The following is a 21,794-nucleotide window of genomic DNA, read 5'->3' as shown; positions in this document are numbered from 1 at the left end:
TGGACTCAAAAAAAATCTTCGGCCCGAGGGAAATTGCGTGCACCGTTACGCGGTCAAGTCTGTAGGCACGCGCGTAAAGAGCTGTACGGGCCGCGCTTCCACCGGCCGTCGCCGCATCCGCAGATAGAAGAGGCACAACGGTGAAGGCCGACGGCGAGCATCGGTCAAGGCTGCGGTTTGCCCGGCGGCCAGGCCTGCGGCCGGCTCAGCGCCACGGCCCGCGGCCGGAAAAGCGACTAGAAAAGCGACCGGAAAGGCGGTCAGACGTCCGGGCCGAGCTGCACGCCGAATTCCATTCCGTCCGCTTCCGGGTGCTGGCCACGCTTCTGGTCTTCATGGGAGTGGGACTTTTCGGCTCGGGGGCTTTCACGCACGCCGCCCAGCTCAGTGCCCTCAACAACAGGGTCAACGCGGAGCTGCGCCTGCCGGCCGCACAACTTGAGGACCTGGCAAAGAAAGGCGTGCCGGGTTCCGGGGGTGCTTCCTATGGCAGCCTGGATGACCTTTTCACCACGTTCCTGCGGAGCGGCACACCGGGCGGGTACGAATCGGTCATGACCACGATCCGGGGCGGGAACACCATCCTTCCGTCCGTGCCGCAGGGTACCAACCTGAGCTCCGGGCCCCTGATCCAAAGGATCTGGAACATGCGCGCTCCCGGCCGGACCGTTCTTCGGGACACGACCATCGACGGCAGGACGGTCCGGCTGGCAATCACGTCGGTGTCTTTGGAAGGCACACAGGACGAAGGGCTGCTGGTTGCAGCCAACGAGATCGGCAAGCAGCGCCACCTGGTGTTCGTGTCGATGTGGAATTATGCGCTGGCCTCGGCTGCGACGCTGTTGTTTGCCGGAGTTGTCGGGTGGATGGTCATCGGGCGCCTGCTCAGTCCCGTCCGGCGCCTGCGGGAGGCCACGCAGGCCACAACGTTCGAAGACCTGACCAAACGGGTCGAGGTCCCCGCCAGCACGGATGACGTCGCCCAGCTGGCCAAGAACTTCAACCATATGCTGGAGCGGCTGGAGTCCGGCTTCGAGAACCAGAGCCGCTTCGTGCACGATGCCAGCCACGAGCTCCGGACGCCCATGACGATCATCCGCGGCTACCTGGAACTCCTCAACGCCGGCGATCCCGAGGACGTCGGCCAGACCCGCGACCTGCTCCTGGATGAGCTGGACCGGATGCAGTCGCTCGTGGACGAGCTGCTGATCCTCGCCCGCAGCGGCCGTCCGGATTTTGTCTCCCCGGACTGGATCGAAGCCGACGATTTCTTGGATGACATCCTGAACCGGATCAAGGTTCTGGGCCCGCGGCACTGGCAGCTGGACGCCAAGCCCGGCGGCCTCATCCATGCGGACCGCCGCCGGCTCACCCAGGCGCTGGAACAGCTCGCGGCGAACGCAGTGAAACACACATCGGAGGCGGACCGGATTTCGGTAGGGGCGGCCTGGGAAGAGAACGGCGGCGGCATGGCTTACGGCGCGCGGGCCGGCGCGGCTAAGGACTTCGAAATCTGGGTGGCGGACACCGGCACCGGCATTCCGGCGGACGAGCACGAGCACATCTTTGAACGCTTCGGGAAGGGCCACAATTCTGCCGGCACCGAGGGCTCGGGGCTGGGCCTCTCGATCGTCAAAGCCATTGTTGAGGCGCACGGCGGAACGGTTCGGCTGGAATCGGCCGTGGGCGAGGGAAGCCGCTTCGTGCTGAGTATTCCGTCCGGGGGCGGCGACGGCACCGAAGAAAAAATCAGCGATGCTGAGACAATCACAGCGGCCCCCGCCGCCAAACCGCGGCTGGCTGGACCGGCGTCGGGCCCTGCGGTGGTGGCCAGCACGGTAGGCACTCCGTGACCCGGATTCTGATCGCCGATGACGAGCCCCGCATCGCCGCGTTCCTCGCAAAGGGGCTCACCGCGGCGGGTTACACCACCACCCAGGTAGCTGACGGCGTGAAGGCCCTGGACTATGCCACGTCCGGCGAGTTCGACCTCCTGATCCTGGACATCGGTATGCCAAGGATGGACGGCCTCGCCGTTCTAAGGAATCTCCGCGCCATGCACTCCACGGTTCCGGTGATCGTGCTGACGGCTGCAGACAGCCTGGAATACACCGTTGCCGCGCTTGAGGGCGGGGCGGACGACTACATGACCAAGCCCTTCCGGTTCGAGGAGCTGCTGTCCCGCGTGAAGCTGCGGCTCCGGGGCACGGCGACCGCTGCCCCCACTCCGGCGCTTGTTTACGGGGATCTGACGCTGGATATCAACCTCCGCACGGCGGGAATTGGCGGACGCGTGATCGACCTGTCCGCCCGGGAGTTCGTCATGGCGCGGACCTTCATGGAGAACGCCGGCCGCGTGCTGAGCCGCGAACAGCTCCTGAGCCGTGTGTGGGGCTATCACTTCGAGGGGTCGTCCAACGTGGTTGACGTCTACGTGCGGTATCTGCGGCACAAGCTCGGTCAGGAGCGCATCCAGACGGTCAGGGGTGTGGGCTACCGGCTCATGCGTCTGCCCGGCGAGCAGGAGTCCCTCCCGGCCGACGGCTCCAGCCCCACGGAGGCCGAGGTCGACGGGAGCGCCCAGGAGGGTCACGGCGGGGAAAACGCCGATGGCGGCACCTCGGGAACGCGGCGCAACGGTGAGCCAAATGGACAGGAGCCTGCGCCGGTCTAGCCATTGCATGAGAGGACTCTCATGCAGGTCTCATCCGCGCTTCACCTTCGCACCGCAGAGTGGAATCAACAGCAAGGAAGGCGGACCGGTGAGGGAAGGCGGAGCGATGAAGAAATGGTCGTTGCTGAGCATTCCGCTGGTTGCGCTTGCCGGCATTTCGGTGTGGAGTCAGGCAGTCGTCGGGGCACCTGACGAAAAGTATTCCGGAGTTGTGGTGCGCGAACCCGATCCGCGCTCTGCTGTCCATGGTGACGGCCTCACCAGGCATCCCGGCGTGGCTCCGCTCGGCAAACCGTCCGCGTCCGCCCGGCCCAATTCGCCGAACCTCAAGTCCGCGCCGCTCAATCCCGCATCCTCGACGCCGATCCCCACGGCGACCAGGCTGGCCGAGCCGGCGCAGCCGCAGGAAAGCAGCCCTGCCACCGATCCGGATTCCGGCATGGTTCAGCGCGTTGACCCGACCCAGATCACGTCCCCAGCCGTGGCCCCTACCGACGACCCCACTTCCCATGTCCCCTTCGACGACAGCGGGACAGGCCATGACTACTAGCCAGCGGCGGCACCCCGGATCAGCTTCCCCTCAGCTGAAGGAGCCCGGGATACACAGGGAAGTTCGGGATCTGCACGAGCCAATCCCGCAGGAGCGTTGGGGATACACCGTGGGAGTTCCGAACAGTCAGCCTTCCACCATCACGATCGACGATTCGGAACTCCACCAGCAGGTCCTGGACATTATTCAAGGCGTGCTGGCAACCGCCGATCCCCGTTCCGAAGTCCGGCGCCGTCTGCTGCGGCATCTGGCAGAGAATCCGGGGCATCCCGAGCAGGCGCTGCTGGACCATCTCCGGGACAGGAACCGGCGTGGTGGGAACTCGCCGGGCCCGGCCGGGCACGGCGCGCGGCTCGATTCGCACACTTAATAACGACGTGCGGCCGGTGCGGCCCGGCCGCACGGCGCGGCCCCTGCAGGCCGGCGCCGTCCACTGGCAGGCCCTCGGCGCGGCCCGGGAGTTACGCGACCTCCGCCGGGCTGCACCGCCATTCGGCCGGCCCGGCAGGAACTGGACAACACCAGATTCTAGAAGAGCAGCAGCAGGAATCCTCCGACTGTGCTCAGGATGCCGACGCCGGTGAGGATCCAGCCCAGGATCAGGACGGTGTTGTCGTGCTTGGGCGGTCCGAGGCCCCAGCGGGATGGGTGGCAGACGTCGTAGTGGAGTTTCACTGCGTTTCCTGCCACCCTTCCTTCCGCCACGTCGGCATCCACGAGCGTCTGCCGTGAAACGTTGTCATGGTCGGTCCAGCGGAATCCGGTGAATCCTCCGGCCGTGTATACCTCCGCCGTCGTGCTGGTCCAGACACATCGCCGCCTGCTGATGACCAGGCCCCACACGAGCAGCGGCACCCCAGGAACGAACCCCACCCACGTCATCATTTCCAGGATGGGGCCCAGTGCATCCACGAATCCGGCCATGCCCAAACTCTATCCGTCGGCCGGGCTCCCCAGCGCTGCAAGTCGTACTTTTGCGGCGGCGGCAGACAGGCGACTCCCAGCAAACTGTGACACCCTTGTTACGATGACTTTCCAGCTCAGGAACCCCAGACGCCAGCAGCCCGCGGGCCGGATGCGCCTTGCCAGGGGCACCGGCTTCCTCTTTGCAGTGGCCACCCTGGCCTGCATGACCGGGCTCGCGGCCACGTATTACTACTTTGTCCGCACCACCACCGGGCAGTTCATCGACGAGTCCGCCCTGGTGGAGGCGGTGGCCATCCACGGGCCCGCGGGCAAGGTCACCACCCAGTTCCTGGACTGGCTGCCCACCATCTCTCTGGTGATGGCCGCCGTCGTCGTTCTTCTGGTCACGGTGATACACCGACGCTGGCGGGCCGCGAGCATTGCGGTGGTGGCGTGCGTTGGCGCGAACATCGCCACGCAGGTGCTCAAGGACTTGCTGCCGGCGCGGCCGTATCGGGGCGTGGAGACGCTCGAGCTGAACTCGCTGCCTTCCGGACACACCACACTGGCGGCGTCGGCGGCGGCGGCAGTGTTCCTGATGGCGTCACCGCGCTGGCGGCCGCTGGCGGGGTTCGTGGGCGGCAGTTTCGCGATTGCGTCGGGGATGTCCACGCTGGTGAACCAATGGCACCGGCCCGCCGATGTGGTGGCCGCGTTCCTGCTGGTGGGCTGTTTCATGATTCCGGCGGGCTGGCTGATCATCCGCACGGGCAGCCACGAATGGAATGTCTGGGACGGCTTCAACGGGCACTGGGCGTCCGCGCGGTTGTGGATCGGGCTTCCCGTGGTGCTGGGGCTGGTGTCGGCCGCGGTGGCTATGTATTCGCTGGTCAAGATCGCGCCGCTGCCGGGCCAGGAGGGCAGCACCACCAACTACTTCTGGGCCGGGATTTCACTGATCGTGATCGCCGGGTACCTGGCCACCGTGGCTACGACGTCGCTGTTCGCCTATGCGGCACGACGGCGGGAACCGGCAGGGCGGTAGCCGCACGTCCCGCCGTGCCCGGTAAGTGGCAGTCCGGTTAAGGGGCAGTCCCGCGTAAGTGGCAGCTCGCGCCGTTCTCGCCGCTGAAAACGGCGCGTGCTGCCACTGTCAGTTAGGCGCGGGGACGGTCTCAGGGGAAGAGCCAGCCCGGCCGGTATGGGCGAGAAGAACCAGGGCCGCCGAGATGAGAACGGCATTCTTCATCACAAACTCGCCGCTGGCGGTCAGCATCAGGGGGTCGCCCTGGCTGAACATGGCGTCGGGGACCATGACAAATGTCGCGAACGTTCCGGCCAGGTGCAGGGCCATGACCAGCAGTGTCAGGCGAACAAAGACCCCGGCCATGAGCATGGCTCCGAGCAGCGCCTCCCCTGTTCCCAGCACGGTCACAACCAACTGGTCGTTGCCGAACGGCAAAGTTTTGGCGACCAGTCCGGCCACCGGTGAGTTGCCGGTGATCTTTAGTGCGCCGAACCAAATGAAGACCACGCCGAGCACTACCCGCAGGAGGCGCAGCGCCACCGGTCTGAGTGCCTGGCAAGCCGCCGTCTCCCACTTTTGTGCCTTGGCCGCGAGTCCCGGGCCGCGTGGTGCCGCCATGCCGCCGGGCTGCATTGCCGAGCGGCGTCTGGTGCTGCTTTCATAAAACATCGGAGCTCCTTCCTCACTCAGCCGGACGCGGTGCCCGGCAGTCCCCAGCGAAGTGTGTTTGAAGTGTGCGGGCGCCCGCTTGGGGAAAACTTGGGCGGTCAGCCGGCATGTGAGGCCCCCCGCCGTGCGGGCAACGGGGAACCGGAGGCTTCCGGGAAAGCCCGACGGCGGGACGCACCGCCGTCGGAAGGGAACCCCGTACGCGTCCCGGGAAGCCGTTTCCGAATTGCGGAATTAACCTTGTAGCATTGGCGCATCTTGACTTGAATAATGGGGGAAATTCATTGCGCTTCCGTGGTGTTTCACGTTCCTTAACGGCTCTTATTGCGGTGGCAGCAATTCTCTTGGCAGCCGGGGTGTCATCCCAGGCCGCGCCGGTCAAGCTCACTCATGCAAATGCCGGCTACACCATAAACACGGCACTCGGATCGCCGTACATCGGCAGCTCCGTGGTCCCTTTAACCGCCACAACGTGGGGCACGGTGAATAGCCAGGGCGTGGTGCAGGTCAAGATCAACAACGTGGTGGTGTATCACCCGGTCAACAGCGCCTGGTTCATCAACCAGATGCTCTCTTCGTACCGCGTGACCAAGAACCGGGAGTATCTGCGGCGTGCCGAGGCCACCACCCGGTACATCCTGTCGGGTTCGTTCTCGGATGCAAGCGGGGCCACGTGGTTTCCCTACAACTTCCGGCACACCCCGGGAAACAAGATCGACATGGGCCGTCCGTGGTACTCGGGAATGGCCCAGGGAATGATGCTCTCAACGCTCGTAAATCTTTATGAGACCACCGGAAACACCTATTGGAAAACCAATGCCGACCGCGTTTTCAAGTCCTATCAGGTGCCGAAACGGAACGGCCAGCCGTGGTTCCAGGACCAGGTCCTTGAGGGCAGCAAAATATACATGTGGTTCGAGGAATATGTAGGCAAGGACATTCCCTCCGCACACGTGGTCAATGGGCACATTTACGCGGCCTGGGGAGCCTACGACTATTACCGCCTCACGAAGAATCCCACCGCCCAGTTCATGTTCAACACCGCAGCAACAGCCATCCGGGACCACTTCAATGTCTACCGGCGCCCCGGCAGCATCTCGTGGTACGCGGCCAGTGCCTTCGGCCAGTACGTGTGGCGGACCCCGGCGTCCTATCACAAGGGTGTGATCAGCCAGCTGGCCATCCTTGGCCGCCAGACCGGCGACCCCATCTTTGCGAACCAGTCAGCCCTGCTGAAAGCGGACTACGCGGGTTAAGCGGCCTCGGCTGGGCGGCCCGCCCCACCCAACTTGGCAGCCCGGTTGCGAATTCTCCTTTACAACCCCTTGGTCGAAGCCCACAATATAGCCCACCACAGCCTCCACTGGCTCTCCAGCGCGCTGCCACCGATCCTGCACCAGCAGAGGGGCGCCGACATGAAGAAGCACCACGTTTCGGCCGGGGCTGACCGCGCCCTGAAGGAGAAGCGCCGGGCCATGTGGGCGCAGGGCGACTATCCCGCCCTTGCCACCGAGCTCATCCCGGACCTCGGCGCCATCCTGGTGGAGGCGTGCGGGGTCAAGCCCCGCCAGCGGGTCCTGGACGTCGGGGCCGGCGCCGGCAATGCGGCCATTCCCGCTGCCGTGATGGGTGCCGTGGTGGTGGCCATCGACCTCACGCCGGAGATGCTCGACGCCGGCCGGCGCCAGGCTGCCGATCGCGGCGTGGAGCTGGACTGGGTGGAAGGGGACGCCGAGTCCCTCCCGTTTCCGGACGGCGGGTTCGACGTCGTGATGTCCTGCCTAGGCGTCATGTTCGCCCCGCACCACCAGGCGGGCGCCGACGAGCTGGTGCGGGTGTGCCGGCCGGGCGGCACGATTGGGCTGCTGAGCTGGACGCCCGAGGGGTTCATCGGGCAGATGATTGCCGCCATGAAGCCGTTCGCTCCGCCGCCTCCGCGCGGCGCCCAGCCGCCCCCGCTGTGGGGCAGCGAGGAGCATGTGCGGGAGCTGCTCGGTGACAGCGTCATCGACGTCCAGGCCCGTCGGCAGCACGTCACCATCGCCAGCTTCCACGAGCCCGAGGACTTCCTGCACTACTTCAAGTCCCACTACGGCCCCACCATCTCGGTGTACAAATCCCTTGCCGGTGACGAAGGCAAGGTGAAGGCCCTGGACGAGGCACTCACGCAGCTCGCCGAGGACTTCAGCGACGCCCACGCCGATGCGGCCTACCAGATGGACTGGGAGTACCTGCTGTTCACCGCCAGGAAGAAGACGGCGAGGGAGGCCGGGCAATGACCGGTCTGCCAGCTTCCCGCCGGGCGAAGGCCTTGGCGTCCATCCCGTCGCTTCAACGGATCCAGTCCTTCATGGGCAACTCCACCTACTCCCGGCGACAGCACGTCCCCGGCATCTGCGACTTCACGCTGGGCAACCCGCACCAGATGCCCCAGGACGCCTACGTGGACGCCTTGCGGGATGCACTGACGCCGCGCAACGACCAGTGGTTTGCCTACAAAGCCAACGGGGAGGAAGCACGGGCCGCCGCCGCGGAATCGCTTCACCGTTTGCTGGACGTGCCCTTTGATCCGCGGGACCTGTATCTCACCACCGGCGGGTTCACCGCTATCGCCCTGGCGCTGAAGGCCTTTGCGGACCCCGGCGACGAGGTGATCTACAGCCTGCCGCCGTGGTTTCTCTACGAGCCGCTCGTGGTTGAAGCCGGGCTGGTTCCCGTGAAGGTCCGGATCAACCTGGAGACGTTCGACCTTGATCTGGAAGCCATCGCGGCTGCCGTCACGGCCCGCACCCGGGTGGTCATCATCAATTCGCCGAACAACCCCACCGGCCGGATCTACGCGCCGGAGCTACTGCAGCGCCTGGCCCGCTTGCTCGAGGACGCCTCGGCCCGCAACGGCCGGCGGATCTATCTGGTCTCGGACGAGCCGTACAACCGGATCGTCTTCGACGGCACGCGGTTCCACAGCCCCACGGAGTTCTATCCGCATACACTGCTGGCCTATTCGTACGGCAAGACGCATCTGGCTCCGGGCGAACGGATCGGCTACCTGGCCCTGCCGCCCACCATGCCCGAGCGCAAGGAGCTCCGGGAAGAGATCAGCGCCCTGCAGCTGGCCATGGGCTGGATCTACCCCAACGCCGTCCTCCAGTACGCACTCCCCCGGCTGGAACAGTTCTCCATCGACGTCGGGCAGCTGCAGCGGAAGCGGGACAGGCTGGTTGAGGCGCTCGGCAGCATGGGCTACCGGCTGCGCCCGGCCGAGGGCACGTTCTACCTGTTCGTCCACTCGCCCATCGCGGATGATGAGGCCTTCACCGAGTCGCTGAGCCGGCACGACGTCTTCGTGCTCCCCGGCGTCCTGTTCGAGACGCCCGGGTTCTTCCGGGTGTCCCTCACCGCCAGCGAGGACATGGTGGAGCACAGCCTCCCGGTCTTCGCGGCCGCCATCGAGCGAGAAGGGGTGTGACCCCCACATGAGGTTGACGACGACGACCAACGTCTCGGTGGACGGCGTGATGCAGGGGCTGGGCGGGACCTGACGAGGACCGCAGCGGCGGCTTCGACCGCGGCGGATGGGCCATTCCGCTTCTCGATCCCGAAGCCGGGAACTATCTCAACGAGGTCTACGGCGGCGCGGCCGCGTTCCTCTTCGGCCGGCGGACCTACGAGATCTTCGCCGGCTACTGGGGCGCGATGGTCGATCCGAGCACGAACCCGATTGCCGCCGCGCTGAACAGCCGGCCCAAGTACGTGGTATCGACTACCCTCACGGATCCGCAGTGGGCGGGCACGAGTGTCCTGGCCGGCGACGTCGCCACGGCCGTCATTGATCTGAAGGCGCAGCAAGACGGCGAACTGCTGGTGCCCGGCAGCGGTGCCCTCGTCCGGTGGCTGCTCGCCAACCACCTGGTGGACCAGCTCGACCTGCTCACCTATCCCGTCGTCGTCGGCCAGGGCACACGGCTGTTCCCCGATACCGGTCCGGACATGGCGCTCGAACTGGTCACCTCGCGGACCACTTCCCGGGGGATCACCATCCAGACCTATCGGCCTGCCGGGCGCCCGGATTACGCAACGTCCACGGCCGACCCGAACACATGACCTGCGTGCGTCGGTACCCCCAACGAACTAACTAGTAGTTCCGCCGGTGCTTCAGCTTGGGGAGTACGACGGCGAACACACCTGCCGCTGCGAACCCCAGTACCCCGGTGGCCGTCACGCCGGCACCGAGAGAAGCCACGGCGGTCACGGCTGACAGCAGCACCGGGCCGCCGGTGGATCCGGCGTCGGCGATGAACCGCCACAGGCCCAGGAACTGCCCGCGGCCACGGTCGGGCGAGAAGTCGGCGCCCAGCGTCATTACCAGCCCTGAGCTGATCCCGTTGCCGAAGCCGATCAGCAGCGCCACGAGGAGCAGCCCGAGAAAGCCCGCGGTCATCGGAATCAGCATCAGCGCCGTGCCCATGACCAGCGTGGACGGGACCGCCACCCAGAGGCGGCCGCGCCGGTCCATGACCTTGCCCGCCGGGTAAAACACCAGCATGTCGATCGCCCCGGAAAGCCCGTACACGAGGGAAGCCTGCGACGCGTCGAGGCCCAGGTGGTCTGCCCACAGCGGGATCACCACCTGCCGGGAGGCTCGCAGGGCTGACAGCAGCAGGATGCCGGCGCCGGCTGTCAGGAAAACGCCGGCGTGCGAGACGGCCACCCCGCGCAGCGTTGGCGCCGGGCCGGCAGGACCGGACGTCCCTGCGTGTGCCACCAGGTCGCGGACGGTTACGGCGAGCACGGCGGCCGCCGCCATGCCGGCCACGCCCACCCAGTACGCCCCGCTGATGCCGGCGAACTGCATCACGGCCGCTCCCACGAACGGCCCGATGAAAACGCCGATCCGGCTCACGCCGCCCAGTGTGGACAGCGCCCGGGCCCGGAATTCCAGCGGCACCGCCTCGGTGAGGTACTTCTGCCGGGCCAGGCTGAAGACGCTCGCGGACATCCCGACGACGGCCATCGCCGCTGCGAGCAGCCAGAGTCCGTCGTCAATCACCAGTGACAGCCCCGCGGCGAGCAGGGCCAGCGCCCCGGCGGCTGCTGCGGCCACGATGGACCAGCGTTCGCCGAACTTCAGGGTGATGACGGACGCGGGCAGGTTGAAGAACCAGGAGCCCAGCCCCATCAGCGTCACGATCAGCGCGGCCACGGCCACGGAGGCACCCAGTTCACGGGCGGACAGCGCCACCACCGGCAGGATCGCACCCTGGCCAACACTGAACAGGAGCGCCGGGCCGAACGCCGGGACAGCGATGCTGCGGAGGCTGAAGGGCGGCGGGCTGTCAGGCGGAGTCATCCCCTTCATCCTAGGCAAGCCGGGAGGCGGAGAAGGGGCTGCAGGGCCCCGGTGTGACGAATCAGGCATCACCTTTCCGGATTCGTCATAATCGGACAGTCCTTGGCGAGCGTACTAAGTCTGCTTAGCATTAGCCTACGACGGTGGCCAATGGCGGCCCCTGAACAACTGAACAGCCGCAGGAGTGATCATGGAAGTCTGGCCGGGCAACGCGTATCCGCTGGGTGCAACCTTCGACGGGGCGGGAACCAATTTCGCGGTGTTCAGCGAGGCGGCCACGGCCGTCCAGCTGTGCCTCATCGCCAAGGACGGCACCGAGACGCGCGTGGACCTCATCGAAGTGGACGGATTCGTCTGGCACTGTTACCTCCCGCAGATCCAGCCCGGTCAGAAGTACGGCTACCGCGTGCACGGTCCCTACGATCCGGCCAGGGGCAAGCGGTGCAACCCGAACAAGCTGCTCCTGGACCCGTACGCCAAGGCCATCGCCGGGCAGGTGGACTGGCACCAGTCGATGTTCTCCTACGACTTCGGCGACCCTTCCTCCCGTAACGATGAGGACTCCGCCGGGCACACCATGCTGGGCGTGGTGATCAACCCGTTCTTCGACTGGGCAGGTGACCGCGCGCCCAAGATCCCGTACCACCGCTCGGTGATCTACGAGGCCCACGTCAAGGGGCTCACGCAGCTCCACCCGGAGGTGCCCAAAGAGCAGCGCGGCACCTTTGCCGCCGTCGCGCATCCCGCCGTCATTGCGCACCTGCAGCGGCTGGGCGTGACGGCGATCGAGCTGATGCCGTGCCACCAGTTCGTCAACGACGGCACGCTGCAGGAGAAGGGCCTGGGCAATTACTGGGGCTACAACACCATCGGGTTCTTCGCGCCGCAGAACACGTACAGCTCAATCGGTGAGATGGGCCAGCAGGTCCAGGACTTTAAGGCGATGGTCCGCTCACTGCACCGTGCGGGGATCGAGGTGATTCTCGACGTCGTCTATAACCACACGGCGGAAGGGAACCATCTGGGGCCCACCCTGAGCTTTAAGGGCATCGACAACGCGGCGTATTACCGGCTGGTGGACAACGACCAGCAGCACTACATGGACTACACCGGCACCGGCAACACGCTGAACGTGCGGCACCCGCATTCGCTGCAGCTGCTCATGGATTCGCTGCGGTACTGGGTCACGGAGATGCACGTGGACGGGTTCCGCTTCGACCTCGCCTCGGCGCTGGCCCGGGAGTTCTACGACGTCGACCGGCTCTCCACGTTCTTCGAACTGGTGCAGCAGGATCCCATCGTGTCGCAGGTCAAGCTGATCGCCGAGCCGTGGGATGTGGGGCCCGGCGGGTACCAGGTGGGGAACTTCCCGCCGCAGTGGACGGAGTGGAACGGCAAGTACCGGGACACGGTGCGGGACTTCTGGCGGGGCGAACCGGCCACGCTGGGCGAGTTCGCGTCGCGCCTGACGGGGTCGGCGGACCTGTATGAGCGGTCCGGGCGGCGGCCGGTGGCGTCCATCAACTTCGTCACCGCGCACGACGGCTTCACACTGCGGGATCTTGTTTCCTACAACGGGAAGCACAACGAGGCCAACGGGGAGGGCAACCGGGACGGCGAATCGCACAACCGTTCCTGGAACTGCGGGGCGGAGGGCCCTACGAACGATCCGGAGATCCTGAAGCTGCGCGCCCGCCAGCAGCGGAACTTCGTGGCCACCATGCTGCTCTCGCAGGGCGTGCCGATGATCCTGCACGGCGACGAGCTGGGCCGCACGCAGCAGGGCAACAACAACGTGTACTGCCAGGATTCGGAGGTCAGCTGGATTGACTGGGACGCCCTGGACCAGCCGCTCATGGACTTCACGGCGGCGGTGAACCGGCTGCGAGCCGAGCATCCCACGTTCCGGCGCAGCACCTTCTTCGACGGCCGGCCGGCGCTCCGCGGCGAGGACGAGAAGCTGCCGGACATCGTGTGGCTGAACGAGGACGGCACGGAAATGGTGCCCGAGGACTGGGGCAGGGGGTTCGGCCGCACCATCGGCGTGTTCCTCAACGGCGATGGAATCCAGGGCCAGGACGACCGCGGCCGGCGGATCACTGACGTGAACTTCCTGCTCTACTTCAACGCGCACGACGACGACATCAAGTTCACGCTCCCGGCAGGAGAGTTCGCCACATCCTGGGACATGGTGATCAACACCGCCGGAACCGGGGTGGACCGCGGACCCATTGACGCCGGCTCGGTGCTGAAGGTGGGCGCGAAATCCATGACCGTGCTCCGCGCCCGCGCCCTGAGCCAGCCCGAGCCGAACCTGTCCATCGCGCCGTCGCTGGCCGTGCTGTCGCAGAACCACAACCCGGAGGCAGCGGCGGTGACGGCCCCGGCGGCTCTGCAGGCGGGGGTCGGGGCGGCGGCTGCTGGGACGGTGTAGGCGGCACTCCTGTTCGTACCCGTGGCGTACGTGAAAGTAGGTCACGGAGAAATGACCTGGCCGAAACGCCGCCGCAACGTGGCGGCTCCATCCTGAAGGTGCGCCGATAGGCGTAGGCCGGTTCGGCGTAGACCCCCGGGCTGAAGGGTCGAGGCGCCAGCGTCGCCAAGGGGATGGAGCCCGCCATGAACGAATCAACAATGCCCAGGGTCATCAGCTGCCGTGAACTGTCCCCCGGCGACCTCATTGAGGCCCGCTACAACGGCCACATGTATTACCACGGCAAGGTGACCGAAACGGTGCCCGTCCTGGGCATGTTCTGGATCCTCGAGTCTCGCACCGGGACCCGAAAGCTGCTGGATCCGCTGGCATTCGAGGTGATCAGGTTGCCGGCGGCGTCCGCGGATCCCGGGGCCTAGGGCAGCCCGATGACGGCGCGCGAAGAAAGGACCGCCATCATGATTGCCACATCCCCGTTTGCTCTGTATTTTTAGCTTTCACAGCGATCTTTCGGACGGCTTTCAGGTAACTCTGAGGTCTCGCCGTCTTACACCGGATGATCAGCAGTACGAGCGTCTCACCTGCTTGGATAGTCCGGTGCCTTCGGAGGAAACCACAAGGGCCGTTCTACCGCGCGCTGAACACCGCTGGGGCCGTCCTGGCGGCCGCTTCGTGTTTCAGGAGACGCACAACCTATGACCGCTGTATCGAAATGGGTCGCCGCTGGTTCGTCAGCAGTAGTTCTTGCCGGGGGGCTCCTTCTCGGTGCACCGATGGCCGCCGCCGCGCCAGGGGACGCCGCATGCCTGCAGGCATCAACCCAGTTCGAGGCCGCGCTCGGTGCCGCGGGGATCACCGAAGCATCTGTGGCGCGGATCGACGCCACCTCACAGGCCGCGGCAACCGCGCAGGCAGCCTACGCTGCACTCGTGGAAGCCGCCGGTGCTGACGAGAGCGCCGCCGTCGGTGCCGCCATCGACCGCCTCGAAGCTGCCCACGCAGCCGCAGACGCCGCCGAGGAAGCTGCGGAAAACGCCGAGGATTCCGGCGACCCGGCCGCCATCGCAGCGACAACAGCCGCCGCCGACGAAGCAGAAGCCGCGGTGGACGCTGCGGAGCAGGACCTGCAGGATCTTCAGGACGCGTACAACGCCGCGATTGACACCCAGGAGATCCGTGAAGCGCAGGGTGCGTTGGAGGCCGCAGTGCGAGACTTCGAAACGGCGCTGGCCGCGGTCTCGCTCGACGAGGGCTCCGCCGCCGGCCTCACGGGACTCTTCGAGGCCTTCCTGGCTGCCTGCGGTCCGGATGGCATCGGCGTGGACCCGGTGGTCGCCCCGCCGGTCACCACACCGGGAAGCACGACGCCGGTAGTCACCAATCCGGTCATCGCAGCTCCCGCCGGGGCCCTCACGGCCAATACGGCCGTGGTGGCCACGAACAAGGGCCTGAACGTGCAGACCGCCGCCAAGGCTGAACCCGGAGCCCACCCGGACCTGGCACTGCTGGCCGGGCTGCTCGCGGCCGGCACTGCGGTTCCCGTGGCCGTGGCGTTGAGGATGCGCCGGCTGGAGCGCGGCCGCAGCTAGTCGGGCATGGAGTCACAGAGTATGGACCCGCAAGGCTTGGAGCCACAGAACGCCTCCAGCGTCCGGCCGCGCGTCGGCAGGCGCTGGCTTGCCGTGCCCGCCGTGGCCGCGGCCGGGCTGGCGGCTGCGCTGTTCCTGTTCCCGCCAAATGCCGGCGGCAGCTCCGCCGTCGTTCCTTCCGTTGCTCCCTCATCGGCGAGCGCAGCGGCCACCCCAAGCGGGCCCGCTGTTGCTGCCCGTCCCGCGGCCAAGACTGCCGGACCGGCGGCCGCGGCGCCTACCCGGCTGTCCATCGCGGCAGCGAACATCGACGTGCGCATCCTGCCGCTGACGCCGAGCGCGGACGAGCTGTCCTCGCAGTCCCTGGTCCCGCCCCTCACGCTGGACGCCTACTGGCTGACCTCCTACGGCGTGCCCGGCGCAGGCTCCAAAAATACGACCTACATCGCCGGGCACAGCTGGGACGGCAGGGATGCGCCGTTCAACAGGCTCAGCGACAAGTCCCTGGTGGGCAAGAACATCACGGTGACCACCGTAAAGGGAACGCTGAAGTACGTGGTGGATTCCGTCACCACACATCGCAAGGACACCCTCAAGGACAGCGACATCTGGAACATCGTGCCCAACAGGATCGTCCTGATCAGCTGCTACACCGAGGATCCTTGGGGCAAAAACGTGGTGGTCACGGCCTCCCCCGCCGCACGCTGACCCACCGACGCTCTCTCACTTCCCGTCGCCAAACCCCCAACCCTCTCTCACTTCCTACCGCCAATCCCCCAACGCTCTCTCACATCCTGCAACCAAACGGCGAACCCTCCCGCAGATATAACGCGGGAGGGTTCGATCAGTTAGTCGGGAAAAGTGCAGGACCCCTCGGCCAGCGCCATAGAAAAATGTTCCGGAGGGTTGAGCCGTCCCGTGCGAAGTGAGCGAGGCGTCCGAGAGCGTGCCTACTGCCCCTGCGCCCCGAGGAATATGTCCAACGCGGCGAGGTCGTCAGTGTTGATGTTGTCCACCCCGGCGTTGTGCAGCTCAGTCCATACGGCGTCGCGGGCCTGTCCCGGCTGGTCCGGTGTGGCCCAAAAGCGCACCTTGTAGCCCTTGGAGTGGGCGGTGTTCACGTAGGCACGCAGCTTGGCCCGCTCGATCTCCGGCATCGGACCTACGCCCTGCCAGCTGAACAGCTTGGTCCAGTTGTCGCTGACCAGCGGCATCAGCTCGGCCGGCATGCAAGAGGCGAGGTCGGTGGAGCGGCCGTCGTAGAATCCGACGCGCTTGTCCGCCGCCGTCATAGTGGCCAAGGGACGGTTCCCGCTGATGACGGCGGTGACCGGACCTGTCATGACCTTGCCCTTGGCATAACGGGTCATGAGCCCAGGATGTTGAGAAAGTTCCTTCTCCACCGCCGCGTAGGTGGCTTCGCCCTCACTCTTGATGTCGATCAGCAACTGCAGGCTGCCATCCCAGCCGGGGTAGACGCTGTGGCCTTCCTGCCGAACAACTTCGTCCAGCGGATCCAGGTACAGGCTCTCGAGCGTCACGCCGGCGCGGGCGTCCGCAAGGTCGTGGGCAACCCGCAGTTCGCCGTCCACAAGCCAGACGTCGGCTTCCACGCTGGTGAAGCCGTGTTCGAGCGCGTCGAACAGCGGGCGGCTGTGCTCGTAGTCGTTGTGCGCGTGGGCTGCGGCGTGCGGCTGCCCTAAAACGACGCCGGGCGGCGGCGCAGCCGACGATGGGGCGGCGATGCCTGCCACGGCCGTAAGGGCAACAAGAGCGGCGAGGGTGCTTTTGAGCAGCACAGGGTTCTCCTTCAGTGCGGGATGGGTCCGCCGGCCGCCTTCCGGATAGGGAAGGTCCGACGGCGTGCCCCACCACCCTGCCGCCCGTCAGGTAACGTCCGGCCACCTGATGTTGTCGCCGCGGTGAACAGGACATGTCGTCGGCCCACGTTGGTGCCGGGCCGATCCCCAACCGTCCCGACAGGACCTGCGAGAGCGTCCCGGAAAAAGCGACAGGAACTGCGAGAGCGTCGCCAAAAACCCGACAGGACCCGCGAGAGCGTCGCCAAAAACCCGACAGGACCTGCGAGAGCGTCCCGGAAAAAGCGACAGGAACTGCGAGAGCGTCCCCAAAAAAAGGCGTCAGCCCACGTGGATGCCCGGGCGGCGTTCGGGGTCGGGCTCGTTCTCGCGGATGATCTCGCGGACCACGGGTGCGGTGTCGCCCCGGCCCAGCAGCAGGTACCTCATGAGGTGCGCCAGCGGATTGCCCTCGGCCCACTCGAAGTACGCGTGCGGCCGGACTCCCGTGGCATCCCGCAGGGCGAGGAGGATGGCGGCAATGGCGTTGGGCGCGGCCGGGCTTTCCGCGCGGAGAACACGGTGCCCGCCCACTTCGACGCCGCGCACCTCGAGGACCTCGCTGAATCCGGAGGGGTCGGTCACTTCGATTTCCAGGAAGATCACATCGTTGGAGCCGGGCACGGGGTTGGTTTTCCGCTGGGCGGCTTCCTTGTCGGAGTATTCTGCCGCGTCCCGGGCCTCGGGCCTGTTGGCAACGAGGTCCAGCTGCCCGTCGTAGTCCAGGGAGTCCTTGATGAACCGGCGCGCAGCGTCGTCGAACTCGATCCGGTCCACGCGCAGCTCGGTGGTCCGGGTGACCCGCGAAACCAGCGACACCACGACGATTCCCAGGATGAATAAGCCGGAGATGGCGATGCCGTCCGGTTTTTTGATCACGTTCTCCACAAGCGCGTAGAGCAGGACCAGGGTCAGAATCGAAAAGCCGACGGCGGCCAGACGGCGTTTGCGGCGCAAGGCCGAGATGCTGACCGCCACGGCCCCGGAGACCATCATGGCCAGGATCCCGGTGGCGTAGGCTCCGGCCTGGGCGTTGACGTCGGCCCGGAAGGCGATGGTGATCAGGACGCTGATGACCGTGTAGACCAGGACCACAGGCCGCACCGCCCGGGTCCAGTCCGGGGCCATGCCGTAGGAGGGCAGGTACCGCGGAACGATGTTGATCAGTCCGGCCATGGCGGAGGCGCCGGCGAACCACAGGATGAGGACGCTGCTGATGTCGTAGACGGAGCCGAAGCCGTTGCCGAGCAGTTCGTGCGCCAGATATGCCAGGGCGCGGCCGTTGGCTTCGCCGCCCTCCTGGAACGCGTCGGCAGGGATCAGCACGGTGGTGACGAAGCTGCTGCCGATCAGGTACACGCTCATGATCAGCGCCGCCATGGTCAGCAGCTTGCGGGTGTTCCGGATCCGGTCCTGCAGCATGTCCTCAGGCGTGGCCCCCGAGGCCGCAACCAGGGGCATCATGCTGACGCCGGTCTCGAAACCGGAGAGCCCCAGGACCAGTAGCGGGAACGCCAGAATGGCGGGCCCGGCGATGTTGCCCAGGCCAGTGCCGGCCGACGTGATTGCAGCGGTCCAGTCGGACAGGGCACCCGGCCGTGTCACGGCGTCGAACAGTCCCACCCCGATGATCACGGCGTTCAGCAGCAGGAAGACCCCCACCAGCGGAATCGCCACCGCCACCGCCTCGGAGAAGCCCAGCAGGAACACCCCGCCGAGGATCAGCAGCATCACCACCGTGATGGACACGGCCTGGCCGTGCAGGAACGGCGGAAGGTAGGGGTTCTCCAGCATGTGCACCGTGGCGTCGGCGGCGGACAGGGTGATGGTGATGATCCAGGACGTCGCCACGAACCCGAGCAGGACCAGCACGAAGATCTTGCCCCGCCAGAACGGCAGCAGGTTCTCCAGCATGGCCACCGAACCCTGGCCGTGCGGGCTTTCGTGCGCCACCCGCCGGTACATCGGCAGCATGCCCAGCAGGGTCAGGGCCACAATCAGCAGTGTCGCCAAGGGAGACAGCGCACCGGCGGCGAGGGCCGCGATGCCGGGAAGGTAGGACAGCGTGGAGAAGTAGTCCACACCCGTCAGGCACATGACCTTCCACCAGGGCTGCTGGTGCGCCCCGGCCTCGGCTGATTCGGGTCCCACCGGCTGGTGCACCTTGTGCTCCAGCAGCCACCTGACCAGCGGGCTGCCAGGCTTGGATGCCGGCTCCGGGTTCGGCACGCTCGCGGGAATCGAATACTGGTCGGCTGCGGTCATGATGTCTTTCTGGAGTTCGGGGCTGCGGTTCAGTTCCGGCGTTACGGCCGACGGCGGGGGCTACTTGGTTGCCTTGATAAGCCGGTAGATCATGTAGCCGGTGACACCACAGCCGAGGATCAGCAGGAGCAGGGGGAAGCTCTCTGTCAGCATGGCCGGACACAGCTTTGCGCGCTTCGGGTGGCCACGGGTTCCTTCGATTCAATTAGAAAGTTTGCTGATGAACCTTGGGAGCGTAGCACCGGCACCTTCCCGGCGCAGGCCTGAACCCGGGATCTTAACGCTTTCTTAACGCCTGCTTCAGGGCGTCCCCCAGCGGCCCCCAGCGGATTCTCCGGTGGTAGCGTGACGCGTATGCACGACGTTCGCGGTTCCAAGGCCCGGCCTGCCGCTTCCGGCGGGGCCAAGCGTGGCCGCCGGTACGGGGGATCGAAGGTTTTCCCCCGCATTCTGGACGTTTTCGCACCCCAGCATCAGGCGCAGGTGATCGTCCTCGGATTCGCGGCGGCGGTGGCGGTGGGGACTCTCCTGCTGATGCTCCCCATGTCCAGGAACGGCACCGAGCCTGCGCCCTTCCTGGATGCCCTGTTCACGTCCACGTCGTCGGTCTGTCTGACCGGGCTCATCACCGTTGACACCCCGGTGTACTGGACCGGATTCGGCAAGGTAGTCATCCTGGCCCTGATCCAGGCGGGCGGGTTCAGCGTGATGTCCTTCGGCACCCTCCTGGGCGTGCTCATGGCCCGCAGGCTGGGCTTTCGTTCGCGCCTCTCAGCGGCCGCCGAAACGAAAACCACCGGCTTCGGCGATGTCCGCCGGGTGCTGCTCGGCGTCCTGGCGATCAGCCTGACAGTGGAGGTCCTGCTCGCCGGGATCCTGGCGGCCCGGTTCGTGACCGGCTACGGCTACGCCCCCGCCCGCGCGCTCTGGCACGGCGTCTTCCACTCCGTGTCCGCGTTCAACAACGCCGGATTCGCCCTATACACGGATAAGCTCATCGGGTTTGCCGGTGACCCTTGGATCTGCCTGCCCATCGCCGCGGCGGTGATCATCGGCGGCCTCGGCTTCCCGGTGCTGTTCGAACTCCGCCGGCAGTACCGCCGGCCCATCCACTGGAGCATGAACACCAAGCTGGTCCTGGTGGGCACGGCCGTCCTTCTGGTCGCCGGCACCGTCTTCGTCACCGCCGTCGAATGGTCCAACCCGGCAACGCTGGGCGGACTCCGGCCCGGCGAGCGCGTCCTGGCCGGGTTCTTCCAGTCGGTCATGACACGCACGGCGGGGTTCAACAGCATCGACATCGGCCAGATGCAGCCGGTGTCCTGGCTAGGGATGGACATCCTGATGCTCATCGGCGGCGGCCCGGCCGGAACCGCCGGCGGCCTGAAAATCACCACGTTCGGCGTGCTGTTCTTCATCCTCTCCACCGAACTGCGGGGCGGAACCACCGTCAACATCTTCGGCAAGCGCCTTTCCCGCGCCGTTCACCGCCAGGCCATCACGCTGGTGCTGCTGGCCATGGCACTGGTGGTGGGCTCCACCGTGTTCCTCATGCTCATCACGGACTTCGGGCAGGAACGGATCCTGTTCGAGGTCATCTCGGCGTTCGCCACCGTGGGGCTCACCACCGGGATCACGGCGGCCATGCCGCCCGCCGGCCAGCTCGTCCTGATCCTGCTGATGTTCGTCGGACGCCTCGGCCCGGTCACCCTCGGCGCCGCGCTGGCGCTGCGCGAACGCCAACCGCTCTACGAGTACCCCAAGGAAAGGCCCCTCATTGGCTAAGAACATCTTCTCCCGCTCCGCCAACAGTGTTGCCCAGGCAGACTCCGTGGTGGTGATCGGCCTGGGCCGCTTCGGCGGTTCACTGGCCCTGGAACTGGAGGCACAGGGCACCGAGGTGCTCGGCATCGACTCCAACGAGGAGACCGTCCAGTCCTACAACGGGCGGCTGACGCACGTGGTCCGAGCAGACTCCACCAGGGAAGAAGTGCTGCGCCAACTCTCCGTCCACGAGTTCGACCGCGCCGTGGTGGGCATCGGCAGCGACATCGAGGCCAGCATCCTCACCACGTCGCGCCTGCTCACCTTCAAGAAGCCACAGATCTGGGCCAAGGCCATCAGCGAGCCCCATGCCGAGATCCTGAATCAGCTCGGCGTTGACCACGTGATCCGGCCGGAGCACGACATGGGCAAGCGCGTGGCCCACCTGGTCCGCGGCTCCCTGCTGGACTACGTCGAGTTCGAGGACGACTTCGTGATGATCCGCACCAGCCCGCCGACCGAGGCACGCGACCGCCCGCTTGGCGTGCTGGGCCTGCGAGACAAGTACGGAATCACCATCGTGGCGGTCAAGCGCCCAGGCGGCATCTGGGGCCACACCACCGCGCAGACCGTCCTCTACGAGGAGGACCAGGTCATTGTCCAGGGCAGCAAGACCCAGGCCGAGCGCTTCAGCAACCTCACCTGAC

The 21,794-nt window shown here is 66.4% G+C and carries 20 protein-coding genes; 15 read left to right on the top strand and 5 right to left on the bottom strand.

Features of this window, described 5'->3' with window-relative positions:
- The first annotated feature begins 335 nt into the window (after window positions 1-335).
- From AC1DD3_RS07300 to AC1DD3_RS07285, 4 genes are all read left to right on the top strand, one after another.
- Window positions 336-1,853, top strand: coding sequence for a sensor histidine kinase (locus AC1DD3_RS07300; protein ID WP_476881339.1), 1,518 nt, complete (start codon window positions 336-338; stop codon window positions 1,851-1,853).
- A complete protein-coding gene (locus tag AC1DD3_RS07295) occupies window positions 1,850-2,674 on the top strand; it encodes a response regulator transcription factor (protein WP_354962146.1) in 825 nt (274 codons plus the stop codon). The genes AC1DD3_RS07300 and AC1DD3_RS07295 overlap by 4 nt, the downstream gene beginning before the upstream one ends.
- A 106-nt stretch (window positions 2,675-2,780) precedes the next feature.
- The gene (locus tag AC1DD3_RS07290) at window positions 2,781-3,224 is read left to right on the top strand and encodes a hypothetical protein (protein WP_230118967.1); all 444 of its coding nucleotides are present in this window, start codon (window positions 2,781-2,783) and stop codon (window positions 3,222-3,224) included.
- Between the two features lie 109 nt (window positions 3,225-3,333).
- Window positions 3,334-3,594, top strand: a complete 261-nt coding sequence (locus tag AC1DD3_RS07285) for a hypothetical protein (protein WP_230118966.1) — start codon at window positions 3,334-3,336, stop codon at window positions 3,592-3,594.
- 158 nt (window positions 3,595-3,752) lie between these two features.
- On the opposite strand, the gene AC1DD3_RS07280 is transcribed toward AC1DD3_RS07285, so the two are convergent.
- On the bottom strand, window positions 3,753-4,148 hold the full coding sequence (locus tag AC1DD3_RS07280) for a hypothetical protein (protein ID WP_230118965.1): 396 nt from the start codon (window positions 4,146-4,148) through the stop codon (window positions 3,753-3,755).
- A gap of 103 nt (window positions 4,149-4,251) precedes the next feature.
- On the opposite strand from AC1DD3_RS07280, the gene AC1DD3_RS07275 reads away from it, so the two are divergent.
- Window positions 4,252-5,175, top strand: a complete 924-nt coding sequence (locus AC1DD3_RS07275; RefSeq protein WP_476876872.1) for a phosphatase PAP2 family protein — start codon at window positions 4,252-4,254, stop codon at window positions 5,173-5,175.
- Between the two features lie 108 nt (window positions 5,176-5,283).
- Here the strand turns inward: AC1DD3_RS07275 and AC1DD3_RS07270 are convergent, their stop codons facing one another.
- Window positions 5,284-5,826 carry a DoxX family membrane protein gene (locus AC1DD3_RS07270; RefSeq protein WP_476881338.1) on the bottom strand — a complete coding sequence of 181 codons (543 nt, stop codon included), beginning with the start codon at window positions 5,824-5,826 and terminating at the stop codon, window positions 5,284-5,286.
- A 329-nt stretch (window positions 5,827-6,155) separates the two neighbouring features.
- Here AC1DD3_RS07270 and AC1DD3_RS07265 point away from each other — a divergent pair, with 329 nt between their 5' ends.
- From AC1DD3_RS07265 to AC1DD3_RS07250, 4 genes are all read left to right on the top strand, one after another.
- On the top strand, window positions 6,156-7,082 hold the full coding sequence (locus tag AC1DD3_RS07265) for a D-glucuronyl C5-epimerase family protein (RefSeq protein ID WP_230118963.1): 927 nt from the start codon (window positions 6,156-6,158) through the stop codon (window positions 7,080-7,082).
- A gap of 159 nt (window positions 7,083-7,241) precedes the next feature.
- Complete coding sequence (locus tag AC1DD3_RS07260; protein WP_476881337.1) at window positions 7,242-8,105, top strand: class I SAM-dependent methyltransferase; 864 nt, start codon at window positions 7,242-7,244, stop codon at window positions 8,103-8,105.
- The gene (locus AC1DD3_RS07255; protein WP_476881336.1) at window positions 8,102-9,295 is read left to right on the top strand and encodes an aminotransferase class I/II-fold pyridoxal phosphate-dependent enzyme; all 1,194 of its coding nucleotides are present in this window, start codon (window positions 8,102-8,104) and stop codon (window positions 9,293-9,295) included. The genes AC1DD3_RS07260 and AC1DD3_RS07255 overlap by 4 nt, the downstream gene beginning before the upstream one ends.
- Window positions 9,296-9,408: 113 nt before the next feature.
- On the top strand, window positions 9,409-9,930 hold the full coding sequence (locus AC1DD3_RS07250) for a dihydrofolate reductase family protein (RefSeq protein ID WP_476881355.1): 522 nt from the start codon (window positions 9,409-9,411) through the stop codon (window positions 9,928-9,930).
- Window positions 9,931-9,961: 31 nt separating this feature from the next.
- Here AC1DD3_RS07250 and AC1DD3_RS07245 read toward each other — a convergent pair whose 3' ends face one another.
- Window positions 9,962-11,176 carry an MFS transporter gene (locus AC1DD3_RS07245; RefSeq protein WP_476881335.1) on the bottom strand — a complete coding sequence of 405 codons (1,215 nt, stop codon included), beginning with the start codon at window positions 11,174-11,176 and terminating at the stop codon, window positions 9,962-9,964.
- A gap of 190 nt (window positions 11,177-11,366) precedes the next feature.
- Here AC1DD3_RS07245 and glgX point away from each other — a divergent pair, with 190 nt between their 5' ends.
- The 4 genes from glgX to AC1DD3_RS07225 all read left to right on the top strand — a co-directional run bounded on the left by glgX (window position 11,367) and on the right by AC1DD3_RS07225 (window position 15,907).
- Window positions 11,367-13,610 (top strand): glycogen debranching protein GlgX, encoded by a 2,244-nt coding sequence (glgX, locus tag AC1DD3_RS07240; RefSeq protein ID WP_476881334.1) that lies wholly within the window; start codon window positions 11,367-11,369, stop codon window positions 13,608-13,610.
- 185 nt (window positions 13,611-13,795) lie between these two features.
- Entirely contained in the window at window positions 13,796-14,029 is a 234-nt protein-coding gene (locus tag AC1DD3_RS07235; RefSeq protein ID WP_230118957.1) for a hypothetical protein, read from the top strand.
- Between the two features lie 276 nt (window positions 14,030-14,305).
- Window positions 14,306-15,199: a hypothetical protein gene (locus AC1DD3_RS07230; protein ID WP_476881333.1), complete on the top strand. Its 894-nt coding sequence runs from the start codon at window positions 14,306-14,308 to the stop codon at window positions 15,197-15,199.
- Between the two features lie 21 nt (window positions 15,200-15,220).
- Window positions 15,221-15,907, top strand: coding sequence for a class F sortase (locus tag AC1DD3_RS07225; RefSeq protein ID WP_476881332.1), 687 nt, complete (start codon window positions 15,221-15,223; stop codon window positions 15,905-15,907).
- A 242-nt stretch (window positions 15,908-16,149) separates the two neighbouring features.
- Here the strand turns inward: AC1DD3_RS07225 and AC1DD3_RS07220 are convergent, their stop codons facing one another.
- Together AC1DD3_RS07220 and AC1DD3_RS07215 are read right to left on the bottom strand one after the other, a co-directional pair.
- Complete coding sequence (locus AC1DD3_RS07220) at window positions 16,150-16,998, bottom strand: phosphatidylinositol-specific phospholipase C/glycerophosphodiester phosphodiesterase family protein (RefSeq protein WP_230118954.1); 849 nt, start codon at window positions 16,996-16,998, stop codon at window positions 16,150-16,152.
- Between the two features lie 342 nt (window positions 16,999-17,340).
- The gene (locus tag AC1DD3_RS07215; RefSeq protein ID WP_476881331.1) at window positions 17,341-19,323 is read right to left on the bottom strand and encodes an APC family permease; all 1,983 of its coding nucleotides are present in this window, start codon (window positions 19,321-19,323) and stop codon (window positions 17,341-17,343) included.
- Window positions 19,324-19,677: 354 nt separating this feature from the next.
- On the opposite strand from AC1DD3_RS07215, the gene AC1DD3_RS07210 reads away from it, so the two are divergent.
- Together AC1DD3_RS07210 and AC1DD3_RS07205 are read left to right on the top strand one after the other, a co-directional pair.
- Window positions 19,678-21,108 carry a TrkH family potassium uptake protein gene (locus AC1DD3_RS07210; protein WP_476881330.1) on the top strand — a complete coding sequence of 477 codons (1,431 nt, stop codon included), beginning with the start codon at window positions 19,678-19,680 and terminating at the stop codon, window positions 21,106-21,108.
- Window positions 21,101-21,793: a potassium channel family protein gene (locus tag AC1DD3_RS07205; protein ID WP_230118951.1), complete on the top strand. Its 693-nt coding sequence runs from the start codon at window positions 21,101-21,103 to the stop codon at window positions 21,791-21,793. Before AC1DD3_RS07210 ends, AC1DD3_RS07205 begins: the two co-directional genes overlap by 8 nt.
- The last annotated feature ends 1 nt before the right edge of the window (window position 21,794 follow it).

Source organism: Arthrobacter sp. 05T444 (assembly GCF_056395905.1).
The sequence above is the reverse complement of the archived record's forward strand: the minus strand, read 5'-3'. Positions and strand labels throughout refer to the sequence as shown.